At 52.3% G+C, this 16,576-nt stretch carries 13 protein-coding genes; 3 read left to right on the top strand and 10 right to left on the bottom strand.

Annotated features, from left to right (window positions below; translation table 11 throughout):
* The first annotated feature begins 190 nt into the window (after nucleotides 1–190).
* The gene (locus MUG06_RS06705; RefSeq protein WP_243078123.1) at nucleotides 191–406 is read left to right on the top strand and encodes a hypothetical protein; all 216 of its coding nucleotides are present in this window, start codon (nucleotides 191–193) and stop codon (nucleotides 404–406) included.
* A 264-nt stretch (nucleotides 407–670) separates the two neighbouring features.
* Here the strand turns inward: MUG06_RS06705 and MUG06_RS06700 are convergent, their stop codons facing one another.
* From MUG06_RS06700 to MUG06_RS06685, 3 genes are all read right to left on the bottom strand, one after another.
* Nucleotides 671–901 (bottom strand): hypothetical protein, encoded by a 231-nt coding sequence (locus MUG06_RS06700; protein WP_243078122.1) that lies wholly within the window; start codon nucleotides 899–901, stop codon nucleotides 671–673.
* 320 nt (nucleotides 902–1,221) lie between these two features.
* Entirely contained in the window at nucleotides 1,222–1,422 is a 201-nt protein-coding gene (locus MUG06_RS06695) for a hypothetical protein (protein ID WP_243078121.1), read from the bottom strand.
* A gap of 598 nt (nucleotides 1,423–2,020) precedes the next feature.
* A complete protein-coding gene (locus tag MUG06_RS06685; RefSeq protein WP_243078119.1) occupies nucleotides 2,021–2,479 on the bottom strand; it encodes an adhesin in 459 nt (152 codons plus the stop codon).
* Between the two features lie 105 nt (nucleotides 2,480–2,584).
* Here MUG06_RS06685 and MUG06_RS06680 point away from each other — a divergent pair, with 105 nt between their 5' ends.
* Nucleotides 2,585–2,797, top strand: coding sequence for a SymE family type I addiction module toxin (locus MUG06_RS06680; RefSeq protein WP_243078118.1), 213 nt, complete (start codon nucleotides 2,585–2,587; stop codon nucleotides 2,795–2,797).
* A gap of 54 nt (nucleotides 2,798–2,851) precedes the next feature.
* Here MUG06_RS06680 and MUG06_RS06675 read toward each other — a convergent pair whose 3' ends face one another.
* Both MUG06_RS06675 and MUG06_RS22795 read right to left on the bottom strand, forming a co-directional pair.
* Nucleotides 2,852–3,325 carry a hypothetical protein gene (locus MUG06_RS06675; protein ID WP_243078117.1) on the bottom strand — a complete coding sequence of 158 codons (474 nt, stop codon included), beginning with the start codon at nucleotides 3,323–3,325 and terminating at the stop codon, nucleotides 2,852–2,854.
* 1 nt (nucleotide 3,326) lies between these two features.
* Entirely contained in the window at nucleotides 3,327–4,214 is an 888-nt protein-coding gene (locus MUG06_RS22795; RefSeq protein WP_279233925.1) for a VENN motif pre-toxin domain-containing protein, read from the bottom strand.
* Between the two features lie 225 nt (nucleotides 4,215–4,439).
* On the opposite strand from MUG06_RS22795, the gene MUG06_RS06665 reads away from it, so the two are divergent.
* The gene (locus MUG06_RS06665; protein WP_243078116.1) at nucleotides 4,440–4,559 is read left to right on the top strand and encodes a SymE family type I addiction module toxin; all 120 of its coding nucleotides are present in this window, start codon (nucleotides 4,440–4,442) and stop codon (nucleotides 4,557–4,559) included.
* 39 nt (nucleotides 4,560–4,598) lie between these two features.
* Here MUG06_RS06665 and MUG06_RS06660 read toward each other — a convergent pair whose 3' ends face one another.
* From MUG06_RS06660 to MUG06_RS06640, 5 genes are all read right to left on the bottom strand, one after another.
* The gene (locus MUG06_RS06660; RefSeq protein ID WP_215847004.1) at nucleotides 4,599–4,901 is read right to left on the bottom strand and encodes a hypothetical protein; all 303 of its coding nucleotides are present in this window, start codon (nucleotides 4,899–4,901) and stop codon (nucleotides 4,599–4,601) included.
* Between the two features lie 480 nt (nucleotides 4,902–5,381).
* Nucleotides 5,382–5,660: a YrhB domain-containing protein gene (locus MUG06_RS06655; protein ID WP_215847003.1), complete on the bottom strand. Its 279-nt coding sequence runs from the start codon at nucleotides 5,658–5,660 to the stop codon at nucleotides 5,382–5,384.
* Nucleotides 5,660–6,523, bottom strand: a complete 864-nt coding sequence (locus MUG06_RS06650; RefSeq protein WP_243078115.1) for a toxin glutamine deamidase domain-containing protein — start codon at nucleotides 6,521–6,523, stop codon at nucleotides 5,660–5,662. Before MUG06_RS06650 ends, MUG06_RS06655 begins: the two co-directional genes overlap by 1 nt.
* Before the next feature lie 546 nt (nucleotides 6,524–7,069).
* Nucleotides 7,070–7,486, bottom strand: a complete 417-nt coding sequence (locus MUG06_RS06645) for an immunity 63 family protein (protein ID WP_243078114.1) — start codon at nucleotides 7,484–7,486, stop codon at nucleotides 7,070–7,072.
* Between the two features lies 1 nt (nucleotide 7,487).
* A complete protein-coding gene (locus tag MUG06_RS06640; RefSeq protein WP_243078113.1) occupies nucleotides 7,488–16,568 on the bottom strand; it encodes a hemagglutinin repeat-containing protein in 9,081 nt (3,026 codons plus the stop codon).
* Nucleotides 16,569–16,576: the final 8 nt, after the last annotated feature.

The following is a 16,576-nucleotide window of genomic DNA, read 5'->3' as shown; positions in this document are numbered from 1 at the left end:
CGCTGAAAGAGAAGATGCGCCGCGCGGGTAGATCGGATGAATCACGGTTTGCTGTCATAAAATAGTCAACTACGCATGTCAGAGTGCAGCAAGTTCAGAAGTCAGAATGCGTTCAAGATCAATCAGGTTTTGTCGATAGTAAGTTACAACTCTTCGTACACTGCGCGTCTTTCAATATAAGGAGATAATTGTGGAACACGTTTATAGTTATTTGAGCCAACATGATGAAGTGCTTGATGCTGTTGAGGAGAGCATTATTACCGTGAATCTGCCGGGACGTCAGTCGGTGTATGTTATCTGTCAGGAAGATGCGGATTTGCTGTTAGCAGTGAAATCACAAGAAAGTGAAAGTATGGAGCGTCAGGAATCGATTCATCAGCTGGATCAGCAATATCGCTTCTGGTAATAAAAATCCGCTAAGCCCGAAAAAGATCCTACTCATGGCGTTAACAAATCGGGCGCATATTTCCCAACAGATTCACCAGCAATTTATTTTGCTGTGGGTCCACTTTTATAAATAAAAAACCTCCATATTTAATATTTATGTCAATTTATCAGGGTTGAAAATATTTTAAATGGCGGGGGGATAACCAAAATCCAATTATCTAACGAGTAGGTGTGTGCGTTTGGCAGGTTTGAAAGATCCCATCCAAAAAGGAATGGGGTGTATTTAACGTTTTTTTATTTTAAACATATCGATAAGTTTAAATAAAATTGCTGCGAGTGTAATGGCTGAGCCTGCAATTACCCCAAAAGAAATAGCTCTTATCACCTGATGAAATGGATAGTAAAAATGCCCCTTGGATATATAAATTAATGCTGCTCCGCCCACCCCCACAATCAGATTGGCCAGCACGCAAAAAATGCAAGAATAAATAAATAGCTTTATATATTTAATCATTACTTCTCATTTCCTTTCTCATCTTTAGGAGGGCTGTTTAATCCATCCTTAACAAATCCATTGATAAACTCAAAATCACCTGCACCAATGATATCGTACGCTAAGCCCGGCACACTATTATCGTCGATGATTTTATCAACTCCAATAGGAGCAAATTTGCCGAATGCACCGCTTAATCCAGAGGCTACTCCAGCACCAGATAATGCTATAGGATTAGGCCCATTAGTAAATGCTGTTCCTCCCAGCGCAATCCCAACGTTTGTCCATAGACCACGTCCCGGAGCAAGACTGCCGGTTGCTCCCGCCGCCGCAGCACTCCATTAATCAAACGCCTTATTTTTGTTGCCTTGGTTGCTCATTTCATAGAACTGGTAGCCCGTGTTTGCGCCACTGCCTATCGCCGCTCCGGCTACAAACTGACCAAGAGACGCCGCTGGCCCAAGATAAGTCGCACCTGCTACCAAAACACCATCCTTATAACCTTCGACAATAGCTTTGGTAATATTCGCACCTTCAGGCAAATCACCTTTGGCGATCTTATCTAGTCCGGCTTGTTTCTGTTCCGGTGTCAGATTGTTATTTTCCGCGTACTGATTCCACGATTAATTCGCCGCACCAATACTCGTCATGCCCGTTCCCAGACTGAACGCATTATTATCAACCGTTGTCTTAACGGCCTGTGCTCCCGCAACCGCATCCGCCGTATTACCTCCAGACAGACTACCCGCAAACCCAGCCGGCAGGGGAGCGAGCGCGCTCACCGTTTGCTTCTCTATTTGCCCCTACTAATGGGTCATCACCATTTATTTGATAAGTTAGTGCGCTACCTGATATTTCCCACCCAACAGTTCCGAAAAAATTATTCCTCATGCTGGCTACTCTGGCCCAGATTGTTTATGTTATTAGATATTAAATCGATATTTAATCCATAATCCAAGGACGATTGTACCGCTAACAAACGAACCAATTTTAATGCTCAAAAACAAAATATCAACAACAGAAATATTGATATCACCTGTTTCAAAATAAAAAATAATGGGTTTGATGAATAGTGCAAAAAATGAACTTAAACTCATTATTATCATCAGAACCATAAAAACAGCGAGCCAACGGTAAAAGTTATTTTTCATTTTCATTCCCCAGTTGCAAGCTATTCGTAGCTTTAGAACCACCTTGTCCAGTTGCTTCTGTAATTATTGATGAAATAGCATTACCGGATATTCCGGGTATTGGTGATAAAGGTAATGGCTTACTTATCCCCATATCCATATCAACCCACTCGTAATTTTTCCATGCTGGGTTTACCCATTTATCTAATGAAATTGTGGCCGCCTTACCGATTCCATAACCGAACCCCGAAGCAGCACCACTTATTACACCACCTTTTATCGGGTCATCTCCGATCAGATAGCTTGATGTCACGCCACCTGTCGCATTCCAACCTACAGTTCCAAGGAAGCCTGTATTTGCAGTAAATGCACCTACATAACCGGCAATTAGAACATCTGTTGGATTTATTGCTCCATTAACCAGGTATTGGATACCCGCATTTGCGGTTGCGCCAATACCCGCTGTCATCTGCATTCCACCAGGTAAATATAACAATCCACCTGATGCTAAAGCTGCTGTGTAAGCTTTGTTTTTTCGGCCCGCTGACCACAACAACTATATGAGGTAGTTACTATGGCTGCGCAACATCATAAGTGCGAACACATCTCAACCAAAGCCCGGCGTTATACCGGGAGCTACATCCGGGATCAGCAGAAGTTTCAGCCGTCACCGTCCATCACCCTTAAGGGGCACTGGATGGCAGATTTTGGATTTGAGACCGGCCAGAGGATCAAGGTGATCCCGGAGGCTGGAAAGCTGATTATCCGGCTGGCGGATGAAGGTTAACTGACTGGTATGCATAGTAAAAACCCAGTTGATTGGCTGGGGTTTCTGTTTTACTTAAGTTTGAGCTATGGTAATTTCATCTGTAGTTATTAGAACTGCCTGAATACTCGCATCAAGGTTATGTTCATCCAACCATGAAAGACCGTCTCTTTTTAGATGAAATTTAATTGTTGGTAACAATGTCTCATCATCCAGAGATATAATAACGTTTAATTTATCAACATATATTTCATTCCACTTTTTAATTATGGAATTACTAAAAATAATTGAATATTCAAAATATCTTTCATTTACATAATCATCCATATGAAAAGAGTTTACAAAGCATTCAAATGAAATTTCGTCTTCAAAATTGTCAGGAGAGTTTGATTGGCAATATGAAAATAATTTTTTGGACAAAAAACACCCGCAAATTTCAATAAAACCTTCAGATACAATACTTTCTAGCTCATAAGTCAGGCAGTTTTTTCCTATTTCCGTCCAATTAATCTTGACAAGCTGGGTACGCATTAATCTATTGGTTAGCATATTATTTTTCTCCAAGATATTTTTTTATGCCTTTATCGATCGCATTTTTAAAAGCAGGATCATTCAGCTTATCATTTACACCCTTAGGTGCTCCGGGGAATGTTTGTGTTATCGGATCATAATAATATTTGTTATTACTACTATCTTGATAATGTATTTGACCAGCTCTTTTTCCTGGCGCAGGATTCTCAACATCTATCCTCTCTTTTCCTTTCCCCATCCATAAGGTTTTGCTTGGAACCGTTGGACCATTTATACCAAGCATTGCTCCATCTTTATTTAAGATGTAATTAGGCTTCCCGGCCTTACTCACTCCACCCAGCGCACTTAACGCCACGCCTGCAATAATATCTGCCTGAGCCTGATCAAGGCCATATTTCGCCATAATCTGCTCTGACACTTTATTGCTGGCAACGATCCCGTCAGCGTCCATCTGATGCGCCCAGGTCGCTGTCAGATCGTAGACCATCCTGATCGGGATATCTTCGCCCATCGCCCGATCCAGCGCTTGTTTCACCGCCATGCTGTCGGTAAGTACATCACCGTATTTCTGCTGGCAGGTCGCCGGACTGGTCACGCAGTCGCTGATAAGCTGCTTCTGCTGGGCGGTGCTCAGTTCTTCATACTTGGTGACAATGCCGCCGCAGTCGCCGCCGCCAGCCTGACACTGCTTCATTTCAGCGGACCTGGCCTCTATCTGCTTACTGCTCAGATAGTTATTCTCCACCGTCGTCATACCCGCCTGAGCCTCTGCAGCCGCATCCGCCGTACTACCGCCAGCCAGACCGCCCGCGAGGCCAGCTGCCAAGGTCGCCAGCGCGCTTACCGTCTGCTTCTCTGTCTCACTGAGCTCGCTGACCGGTTTGCCGTAAGCATTTACGGCTATCATGCCGACCATCTCCGCCGTCGCGGCACCGCCCGCACCAACGAGAGCATTATTCCCCTGAGCCGCTGCCAGTGCGGCATTTACCGCTGCGTGGGCCGCTAACCCTTGTGCCGTCTGGCCTTAAGCTGCTTTTCCACTATCCGACTGACTATCGACCACACCCCGACCGGGGGCCGACTGCTCAGCCCCAGACCGGTTCACATCGCCCACTTCCAGCAACCCGCACAGATGCGGCTGGCTACTGTCTTCTCCATCAACTGGCTGGCCGAGGCGGGATTTGGGATAGATACACCAGTTACTATCGCTGTTGAGCGGGGGCAACTGGTGATCCGGCTTGCGACTGAGTGACAAAAAAAGATCCCGGCAATTTTGCCGGGATCTCTAAGGTTATTTGCTTAATAGTTCATTAAGATGCCTCAGAGCATCAAGTAAATCAGGATCATCTGGAGAAATAGATTCATTTCTGAACAAAGCAACAGCATATATCTGCTCTAATACGAACCAATATTCATGGAAATCGTTTTTCCACTGAATATCTACCGACTGTAGACAAAATAATAAACCTTCTAAATTATCAATCAGTTTTTTAAGAGTAACTTTCCCTGATTCAAAAAGGGACAATGTTTCTTTCATCAGAGAGATCTGGCGTTCATCGTACTCACTGATATTCATATCTGACAGTAAAATCATTGTTTTATCCTTCCAAAGTCGACAGTTACGACTGTGCCAGTTTTGGTATCAGCAATAACGGTTATATTGTTCTTACTGTCATAATAAGCTGTTGTACCGGGTCGTTTACCTTGTATCGCATTTTCTGGTCGTATTGCATTTTCCACAGTAGTAGGCGTTATACCCTGCTTCTGCATACGGTCTAATGAGTGCCCAGAGTAGTCACGATTTCCTATCATTACTGGCTTATTCTGACCATCTATAATATTTAGCGGATTACCTTTTGAGCCAGTGGGCGTTTTTGCGGAGATCTCATTACTAGCTCTGTCGACTGACTTGCATAAAAAAACCGGCGCTATGGCCGGGCCTCATTACATGAACCACTCATGAGCGACTGTGCTGAAGCTCACCACAGCCTCTAACATGATCCAGTTACGGCGACGGGAAGATGGGTTTTCACAGCGTAAAAACAAAGATCCCGGCTAATCAGCCGGGATCTTGCTAGTTCAGGTTATTTTTCTTTTCTTCGTAGTCCTGTAGGTACTTTTCTATGGGGTAGGCTGTTCCAAGCTCATGTATTTCACCAGTATCTTTATCAATTATGAACGGCGAATTCCCTGCGAGTTGAGCGGAAAACTCTCCAGTCTCAAGATATTCGCGGGATTGAAAGCAAAAAAACCATCCTTCTGCAAAACGTCCCTGAAGCGTAATAACTACAGGAATATCTGCATCTTTCAGATAATTTGTCGCTTTTTCTACTGCCTCATCAAAATTAATCATCAGTTCGTTCTCAATAATTGGAATGATTTAAACTGGCTAAGATCGGCAGGTTTACCGGTTTGTCCATCAAGGAATCGGATCGTACCATTTTGGTTTACAACATTAAATACGTGCCCAGGCTGGCCTGGGCCATATGAGCCAAAAACAATCCCCCTCGACCCAGAACCTGCATCTGCCATTTGCTGCATAATATTTTCAGACGAAGATACGTATTTGAATTTGTTACCATATTGTTTTTCCAAAACGGTCAAGGGAATACCATTTTGATGATTGACAGGCAAAGCCGATGCAGGATTTCCAGCCAACGTAGCATCTGTGGCAACAGAGCAGTTCACACAATTATGTGTGCGGCCTGGCTCAGGATACCCTGGATTCACATTTTTAATTGAGCCAGCACTTTCAGAAACAGCCAAATACGCTTTAGCCAGAACATACTGCACCAGCTTCGCTTCACTGGTCGGCATACCGCTAGCTATGATTTCCGCGGCTTTCGTCGGCGTCATCGTTTCATTCGACGTCAACGCACTGACCGGCACCCCGAAGAACTCACCCCAGGCGGTCAACAGACCTTTAACCGCATCTTGGCCTTCCGGCATATCTCCTTTAGCCGCTTTCGCTAAAGCTTCAGATATCTGATCTACTCCTGCGCCATCCCTAAGCATCTGCGCACCGAGTGAACTCTGAGACATGCCGTACTGCTGCATCCCCAGACTCAGCGCATTTTTCTCCACAACAACTTTATCCGGCGTGAACTTCTCCACCGGACACAGCAATGCCAGACGCGGTGCGCCTTCCGAAGACGTCTTCGCCCAGTACTCACTTCCCGGCCAGGTAAAATTCCCTGATACGCACTTTTCACCCACGGACGCACACGCCCCGGTACTGAGTACTAGAGCCAGCAATAGCATAAGCAGGGAGGAGAGGATTTTAATGCGCGGCAGTAAACGGTGCCGTCAGCCGCTGGTAATCCCCTGATTTTGTTTTGTGACCACCATCATTACCCGAACCTGTAGCGGGGCCGCTGCTTGCTGTGGCTCCGCTACAGGTTGGCCGGGCGCGGGCTAGCGAGGCCCGTATGTTGCACTGCCGCCAGACCGGGGTTTGATTTTGCATGACCACACACAACCGGGGCGGGTTGCGGAAGCTGACCGACACGGGAACGAGCAACGCAGTGCGAGCCGTGACGGGCAGACGCAGCCGGGCGGGCATGAACGCTTTAAGCGGAGGTCAACGGCCGACCACCCTTTGAGGTGTTTGCTGAGGATTGCCGCTGAGGCCAGGACAGACGAGGAGCCGCCACGGACGGCGGCGACTGCGATGCTGAAGAACGATTACTGAAGCCCACAGCAGAGGCGCAGCCTGTGCGCCACGCCGCACTAAGATGCCAACACCGGCGGCCAGCCGCTCACCTATAGATAAAGGCTATCGTCGTAGGGCGATTCAATCAGAATTTTTTGAATTTCATGTCGTGCTTCTGGTTCCCATGCTGAATTCAGATTCGCCATTAATTCAATGAATTTTGGAAAAGCAATGCGTCTTCCATCTCTGCCTTTCACCCTGTGCTCTAACTCATATTGGAATGCTGTTTTATAAGCAAGCGCTGACATGATCCAATAAAGTAGTTCATCTAACGATCTAGTAACTTTCCTCGAGAATTCATAGCCTTTTTCTGAATAAATATAATTATATACATTATTTTCAAATGTAATATATGGAGTGCCATCACCAATAGGAGCGGTACAAAGATTAACCGAAAATCTTGGGAGACCAGCGTCTAAAATCATCTCGTCAACTTTTTTTTGTATTTCATCTATATTGAGTAGCATATCAGTGAACCTCACGAATATATCCATTCTTCAAGAGCCATTCCACATTCACTCGCTCTTGCATATTAGGTAATATTTGGATGCCGCCACCTGGCTCACCAAAAGCGGGGGCAATTTTTCCTTGTATAGCAGGTAATGGTTTTATTACCTCATATTCATAGTATTTTTCAGCTTTGGCTCCCGGCGCAAGAGCACGTTGTTCGTAAGGTGTTCCTTTTGGTGCAAGGAAAGAACCATTAGGCTCTCCATATCTATCCAAGTGAGTGCCTACCGGAATTGTAGTTTTGACAGGATCTCCTTCAAATCCCAAATTCTTAGGCCAATCCCAACCACCATTAGCATTCTTGAACCTGTCGTAGTAAGAATAACCTCCGGCTTCATTATCTGTGACTCCGCTCGAAGAATTAGGGTTCTTAGGAATACTTTCTTTGGTCACATCTTTGGCCAAAGAACTAATCTTATTTGCGGCGGCGACTCCCAGCATAGGAGCTATAGATGCAGCAACAATCTTCATCCCGTCATATGTTGATACGTATTGCTCCGCTGTCGCCTTGTCAACCCCAAGTTGCACCATGGCATAGTTCACCATCGCATCCTTCACCTGCTGCTGATTCTGGGCATCAACACTGGTGATATTCAGCAGGTTCACTATCTGCCCGTAAGCATCGCCGTACTGCTGGCTGGCTTTTGAGTTGTAGTTACCGGTGTTCTCGTACTCACCTTTGGTAGCAATGACTTCCAGCCTTGCACTGGCACAACCCGCACTTCCTGCATTTCCGTTACCACAGGCATCAATGACCTTCTGGTCACTGGTGATATCTTTTTCACGCAGTTCGTTAACTTTCTGCTGCGCTTTCTCGCGTTCAACAGGGTCTTTACTGTTGAGTTTCTGCTTCGCCAGCTCAAGCTCTGTCTTTTCAGACACGCTCAGATAGTTATTTTCAACAGTCGTCTTACCGGCCTGAGCCCCTGCAACCGCATCCGCCGTACTACCGCCAGCCAGACCGCCTGCCAGGCCAGCAGCCAGTGTTGCCAGCGCGCTTACCGTCTGCTTCTCGGTTTCGCTCAGTTCGCTGACCGGTTTGCCGTAAGCATTTACGGCTATCATGCCGACCATCTCCGCCGTCGCGGCACCGCCCGCACCAACGAGAGCATTATTTCCCTGAGCCGCTGTCAGTGCGGCATTGACCGCTGCGTGGGCCAGCACCTTGCCAGCATCATCCATTCCGCTGTGGCCGATAACATTGGTAATATACGGCGCAGAAGCCCCGGCCAGTGCTTTACTGATGTCACTGCCTGCAAGCCCCTGAACCGCCGCTGTTGCCGCCTGGATAGCCTGCTGAACTTTCCCGCCGGTGCCAAAGCCACTTTCGCTAAAGGCCTGGTTATAGAAGTTTTGGTACGCCTGGCCGCTGATGTCGTCCGCCGTTGGCGTATTGCCGGGGTTGGCTTTACGCCAGTCATCCTTTGCCGCCTGCAGCTGCTCCGGCGTCACGTCCTTCATTTTATCCGTTGCTGTTTTCGATGCTTCAATCTGCCCCTGCGTGCGGGCAATATCGCCCACCTGATTACCAATCTCGCCAATCAGCTGCGCTTCTTTCAGCCGGTTCTGCTCTTTTTCCTTATCAAAGATTTGTCCCAGCCCCGGATTGGCGTTCTCCACGTCGCGGCTCAGGTCGGCGACGTCCTGTTTCTGCGCGTGCTGGTCACGGATAACAATCGTGCCATCCGATACCGCCGCTTTGGTGGTGCTGTCCGCGCTGGCCGCGTTGTTCGCGCCGGTCAGCAGGCCGTTGGCCATATTCCCGGCAAACTGGCTGCCGATGCTGCCGCCGGTGCTGATGCCCGCGCTCTGGTGCTCGGTTTTAAACGCCGCGCTGTTGTGGATGTCGCTGAAGCCCAGCGTGCCGGTGTCGAGCCGGTTCAGGCCTGCATCTGCGGTGGCGCCGATAACCGCGCCGTTGAGCTGGGTGTGGCCGCCCACCGTGATGTCGAAGCCGCCTTTGCCCGCCAGCAGGCCGGTCTGCTCCTGCACCGACGTGTAGTCGCTGTGCATCTTGTCTTTGCTCATATTGATGCTGGCCGAGCCGGTCATCGAGCCAAAGCTGAAGCTCGCGCCCGCGCTGGTGTTTTTCTGCTGCGCGTCATAGGTCGCGCTGTCCTGTTCACTGGTCAGCGTCAGGTCGCGACCCACGTCAGCTTTGATGGATTCGCCGCTGACCTGTGCGCCGGTGAGGGTGGTATCGCGTCCGCTCACCAGCGTCACGCGGTTACCGGCCATGACCTGCGTTTCGGTGTGGCTCAGGCTGTCGCTGTTCTCATGGCCGCTGCCCTTGTTGATACTCGCTGAAACGTTGATGCCGCCGCCGCCCGAACCGCCGCCAAAGCCAATGCCCAGCGAGCCGCCGCTCGACGAGCTGGTGCCGCGCGAGCGCTCGGTTTTCTGACTGGAGGTGAGGTTGAGGTCGCGGCTGGCGTTAAGCAGCACGTCATTACCCGCCTGCAGCTGGCTACCCTGAACGTTAATGTCGCCGCTGCTGGCTATGACGTTCAGGCTATTACCGGCGGTGAGCGTGCTGCCCTGATGCGTTTTCTGTGTCAGGTTTGTCTCAGACTTCGACTGCTGGCTGCCGTAAGAGAGGCTGACACCAATCGCGTTATCGCTGCTGACCGCACCCGGCTGGGTCGTCTGCGCCGCCTGCACACCGGAAAGGGCGGCCTGTACGCCTTTCAGCGCCTGAAGCCTGCCGTTGCTCTCGTCGCGGGCGTCTTTCGCGCTGGTTACCGCCGTATTCAGCGCGCTGCCCGCCACGCCGGAGAGCGCCAGCGTCAGGCCACTCTGTTTCGTTTCATAGGTATCACGCTGGCTCAGCCCCTGTTCGGCGGCGCTGACCGTGACGTTTTTTCCGACCAGCGACAGATCTTTACCGGCGATGGCATCTGAGCCGTGTACCAGCAGGTCGTTGCCTGCCTGCATCGTCAGGTTGCCCAGCACGCTGCCCACCGTGCTGCCACGCACGCTGTCAGTATGCGTCGTTGTCGTGGATTTCTGTGCTGTGCTGCCGTAGCTGACGCCGATGCCGCCGGTACCAGACAGGCCCGATTTATTCTCCTGAATCATGCGCGACTCATCACGCTGCTCAGCGGCGGTAGTAACGGTCAGATTATTGCCCGCCGCCAGCCGCACATCTTGCGTACCGACTACATCGCTGCCCTTAACCAGCAGGTCGTGACCGGCCAGCAACTGCACGCTGTCGCCAGAAAGCGAACTGCCCACCGTCGTACGTGCATCAATAGTGGTGTGTGTCTCACGGGTGGTTTTTGATGCGATGCCGCTGCTGCCGCTGGCTTTAGTATGCTCGTCCATCTGCGTGCGGGATTCGCCGCTGACAATGCTCAGATCGTTGACCGCGCTCAGTGCCAGCTTGCCACCTGCGTTGATGTCTGCCGCCGTCGCCAGCAGATTATTGCCTGCTGCCAGGCCCACGTTGCCTTTACCGACAATCTCCGTTCCCCGCTGCGTGGATGACGACTGATGCAGCCAGTTGTCGCTGTCGAAATTGAGATTATCGCGACTACCGGTGGTGACGGCGTTCAGGTTCAGATCGCGTCCGGCGATAATAGCCGTGTTGCCATTTTCGCTGCTGTTAACCACCTGCGCGGCGGTCAGGTTGATGTCGCGTCCGGCCTGCAGCGCCAGCGTGCCATCGCCTTTATCCACGTAAATACCGGCGATACGATCGAGACTGGTGCGGGCAAAGTTGCCGTCGGCGCTTTCAGCCATACGGGCCGTGGTGGTGACGTTAATGTCACGGCCGGCCAGCGCCGCCAGCGCAGAGCTGCCTTTCAGCACGCCACCGAAATTATTGATGTCGGTGCGCGCTTGCAGGCCGGTGCTGTCGCCCTGAATCAGTCCGCCGAGATTATTAATATTTTCTGCCACTACCAGCGTGTCAGCGCGCGCATTGATGCGTCCGCTGTTGTTCAAATCGCCGCTCAGGTTCAGGCTGACGTTTTTCCCGGCCAGCAGCGCGCCGCTGCCGTCAAGGTCGCCAGATTGCACTTTGGCAAACAGCTGCGGCACCAGCACCTGCTGCTGGCTGCCGTCCGGCAGGGTGACGGTCTGCGTCACCAGCCACACCATGTCGCCGGTCATCAGGCTCATCTGCCCGGCGGTCAGCGTCATACCTGGTGCCAGATTCAGTTGCTGACCAAAGGCGATGCCGGCATCCATCAGCGCTTTGTACTGCGTCTGATCGCTGTCGTAGCCCTCCAGATAGCGCTGGCCGGTCAGGCCAATAACCTGCTGGCGGATAAGATTCTGCTCGTAATAGGCGTCGCCCAGGCGTTTGTGCACGTTGTCAGGATTGGCCTCGAACGCCTGCATCATGTAGTCGGAACCGAGCCACTTCTGCGCGTTGGTGAAGCGCGAATCGGTTTCAACCAGGTAATCGCTGCCAGTCGGATTCATTTTGTACAGGCTGTTATCCGGCAGGCGCGTGTTCGGGCCCTGGGTGCGGATCACGCTGCCCGCCGCATCGCCATTCGCAGCGGTATTCACCGGTACTTCAAAGGTTTTACCCGGCGGCAGCAAAACCGCGTTACCGGGATTAAACGCTGCGCCTGCGCTGAGATCGCCCAGCCAGATTTCGCCCACGCTACCGCCCGTCCGGTTATCAATCACCAGACCGCTTCCGTCAATTTTCTGATGCTCTTCAAGGGTGCTGGGTTTTAAGGTGATGTTCTGGATAACGGTGGGCGGAATGTAATCCGCCGTACTTTTGCCCTGACTGTCGCCACCTTTGTCGTGAATGCGCCAGTAGTGGAAAGCCTTACCAGCGTCGCTGATGTGCCGTTCTCCGGCCACCTCCACGTTGTCGAGCGTGGCGGCGTTTATCACCAGATTATTTCCGGCGATGATCTGGCTCTTGTCGTTCAGCACGTTGCCAGCATTAATCGTCAGATTGCCGCCAGCGATAATCCGCGCCGGGTCGCTGGTTTTAATCCGCGTTTCATCAACGGTGCGTTCGTACTCGTAGCGATACCAGTTGTCGTTTTTATCGTTTTGTCGCCATGGATAATCAGGCGTCAGCACGAAATTAACCTCATCATGCTCAAAACTCACCTCATCGCGACCGTAGCGATTGGCATTACCGGAGACCTGATATTCCTCGATGTTTTCCCGCGACACTTCGACAATCTCGGTTTCAAAATGGTCGTTGATGTTGTTCAGACTACCGACGTTAAGCAGCATATCTCCGGCGGATTCGAGGGTAGCGCTGTGGTTATTAACGGTTCCGGCCTGTCCGGTGGCGTGCCCGTTAGCGTCGATGGCACCGCCAAGGCGCATTGCGCCGTCGCTGTAAATCAGCGCGTGGTCGCGGTTATTGAGTGTTCCCACGCCGAGATCCAGGCGCTGACGTGCTGCGATGGTGGCTGCGATGCCGTTTTCGGCGAGGTTATTGAGCGTGCCCGCCTGAATGCTGAGAAAATCGCCGTAGATGCGCCCGGTGCCGATATTGCTGACAGTCTGTCCGTTCAGCCGGGTGGAATAACCGTCGATCAGGCCGTAATTGATCAGCGTGTTACTGGCGTCGAGGATTGTGCTGTAACCGCTGAGTTCAGCGTCCTGCAGGTTAACCAGATTGGCGGCGCTGACGTGCAGCGTCTCACCGGCCTGAATCAGTTTCTCATTGCGGATGTCGCCGTGGCTCACGAGCGCCAGATTGCCGTTGGCCTGCAGGTTGCCCTGATTGGTGAAGCTGTTCACCAGCGTCACTGCCATATTTCCGGCGGACTGCAGTGCGCCGCGCAGGTTGGTCAGCGCGCCGGCAACGAGAGAGAAATCGCCTTTGCTGGCGAGCGTGCCGTCGGTGTTATCGAGGGAAGTGTTATCCAGTGCCAGATTGTTGCCGGAAATGACCTGGCCTTCACGGTTGCTTACATCGCCGCTGCGCAGGATAAAATCGCCTTGAGCGCTAATCAGGCCGCGGGCATTGTTGAAGGCGTTGCCCTGCGTATTCCAGTCAAGAACGCCGCCGGACTGTAGGGTCCCTTGCAGGTTATTGACTGACTGCGTTTGTGTGGTGATGCCGTTCAGCCCGGTGATTTGCCCGAACTGGTTTAGCAGCTGTCCGGACGCAAGGTTGATGGCACCGGATGCCAGCAACGCGCCGCGCTGGTTATCCAGCTCACCTGTAGCCAGAAGCATATCGCCCTGGCTGATAAGGCCACCGCTGTCACCACTATTGGTATTGCTCAGCCGCTGGCCGTGGGTGTTGATACTCAGTGCCGCACCGCTCTGAATCAGGCCACCGTTATCGTTTTGCAGCCGTTGCGTGTTAAGTGTTAAATCCCCGACTGCGCCGATTTGTCCCTGGCGATTATTCAGATTTGCTGTGGCAAGCGTTGCCGCGCCGCTGCTCATGATCAGCCCGTTGCTATTAAGCAGGTCATTGCTACGCAGCAGCAGCGACTGTCCGGCAACCAGATTTCCCTGCTGATTATCCATATCGTCTGCCGTGATGCTCAGCGCGTTCTGCGCTGCCAGTAGACCATATTGATTACGAATATCGCCGCTGAACAGGCTCATATTCTGGGCGTTAATGACGCCATTGCGGTTATCCAACAGGCCGGAACGAAGCGTCAGTGAACCGAGCGCGATAACGCCACCATCAGTGCCGCTGTCGCGGTTGATAAAGGCATTACCCAACGTATCAATGCGCACATCGCCAAGGCTTTGCAGCAGTCCGGCGGTGTTATCGAATGAACCGCTGCTGATGCTGAGTTGTTCAGCAGCGGCAATCACGCCACGCTGATTGTTGAGCGTGCCACTGCCAAGCTGCAGTGTGGTGTTTGCGGCGGTGAGCAGCCCGTCGTTGTTGTTCAAACCGTTACTGGTCACCGACAGTGTCTGACCGGCATTGATTTTGCCCGTGCTGTTGTTCAGTCTCTGGCTGGTCAGTTGTGTGTTGCCCGCAACGGCGCTGATGGCACCCGCAGCGTTATCTATCACCGCGGCGAGAACGTTAAAGTTCTGGCTCGCCGCCAGCGTGCCGCTGCGGTTATCCAGCGTCTCCGCGATGGTGGTATTCAGCGAACCGGAACCGGCGGCAATGACGTGTCCGTGCTGGTTATTCAGCGCACCGGCGTTCAGGTGCACGTCACCGTTACCAGCAATTTTTCCGTCGCTGTTATCCAGCGACGAGGCGACGCTAATATTCATTGCGCTATTGCCGCTTTGCACCATCTCACCCTGACGATGAGAAAGGGTGTTCGCATCAATACGGATCTGCGCAGCGGCGGTGGTCGCGCCGTCAAGATTGAGGGTATCGCCGCGCAGCTGCAGCCCGCCGTTGGTGATAAGGCTACCCTGGCTGCCGTTCAGCGTGGCGGCAGAAATATTCAGCTCACCGCTGCCCGCGTGCTGAATTTTGCCCAAGCCGTTATCCAGCAACTCGGTGTACAGCGTCAGGTTGTCGCCGTTGCTGGCAATAGTGCCGCTGCTGTTGTCGATACCTGCTGCGTGCGACAGCAGCAGATCGGTTTGATCTAACTGATTAAGTACGCCCTGGCGGTTGGAGAGAAGTGGGGCGCTTAACGCCAGCTTGCCCGCCTGGATTTTGCCGCCGTCATTGTTAATACGCATGCTGCTGCTGGCTTGCAGGCTGCTCTTTGCCTCAACCGTTGCGCTGCGGGTGCTGACGTCTCCCGTGCTGGCGCTCAGATTAATGTTGTTGGCGTAAGTCTGGCTGCCGCTGAGATCGACCGCTGTGCCCTGAGCATTCAGATTACCCGCCGCGAGGTGACGACCCTTGCTGGCGAGTTGCCCATGCGTGGTCAGGCTCAAATCGCCTTGTATGCCCAGCGCGCCATCGGACGTCATACCAGCGGCAAGGACCCCGCTGCTGGCATTATTAAGTGAACCTGCCTGAATGCGGTTATTGCCCGCGGATGCCATTACGCCCTGATTAATTACCTCGCCAGCGGCCTGAACCTGACCGTCGCGCTGAGCGTAAACCGTGCCGCTGTTGCGAATATCGGCCTGGCTTGCCAACGCAATATTCTGCGCGCCGTTGATGCTGCCGCTGTTCTCAATGCGACCGTTGCTGGAAAGCGTAAAGTTGCCCGCCGTCGCGCCCAGTGAACCGGCGTTGCGCACGCCGACGCCCTGTTCGGTACCAATCAGGCGGATTTTACTGGCGTACATGCCGCCCAGCGCCGCCACGTCCAGCGCCACCTGTGGACGACTGGCCGCATCAGTCTGGCCTGCCGTCAGCGTTTCATGCGTCGCGTCCACCTGATTACGACCGGTAGTGACCCTGAGATCGTTGGCCCAGACGCCGGCATTCACCTTAACCGTGCGGGCAATGATGTCTGTGTAATCCTGACCGCGTGAATCCAGCCCTTTACCGTTGATGACGATGTCACCACCGCTGACCTGATAGCCCGTCAGATTGCCGTTATTGACCTGCACCTGACCGGTGGTCAGCGTCGCGCGGTTGGCGTTGATGAAGCCACAGCCGTCACAGGTGATACCGGACGGGTTGGCGATCACCACCTGCGCTTTTCTACCGGCGACTTCCACATAGCCATTGAGCTGGCTGGGGTTGCGTGAATTCACCTCGTTGAGGATCACGCTGGCCTCGCCGCGTGCCAGCCACGGGTTGCCGGTGACCATGCCGCCAAGCTGAGTATTAGTGTTGCCGTGTGAGTTGTTGAGGATCACGCCCTTCTGATCAACATCAAACTGGTTGTAGTTATTGCGCGATACGCCGCCCGCGCTGGGCGTCTGAATGTTTACCTGCGGCGTGCCGTTGGTCGCGCTGACAACGGTGGGCTGCTGGTTTCCCGGTGCCTGGCTGTTAGCAACAATCTGCGCCTGTGCAGGCAATACGGTAACGCAGCCCAGCGCGCTCAGCAGGGCGAAGCGCAGCGCCGATAGCGCACATATCCGGCTGGAAGTCCGCTGCATCCGGCACGCACGCGCCTGCTTGCCCTGACCGCTGCGGGCGATATCGGCGACCACCATCAGCATGCCGCGCGCTTTGTTGAAAATGATGCGATAGAGAAGTTTGTTCATCTGATCTC

It is taken from the genome of Pantoea sp. MQR6 (genome assembly GCF_022761075.1).
GTDB lineage: Bacteria > Pseudomonadota > Gammaproteobacteria > Enterobacterales > Enterobacteriaceae > Pantoea > Pantoea phytostimulans.
Note: the sequence above shows the minus strand (reverse complement) of the source record. Positions and strands in the feature narration are given on the sequence as shown.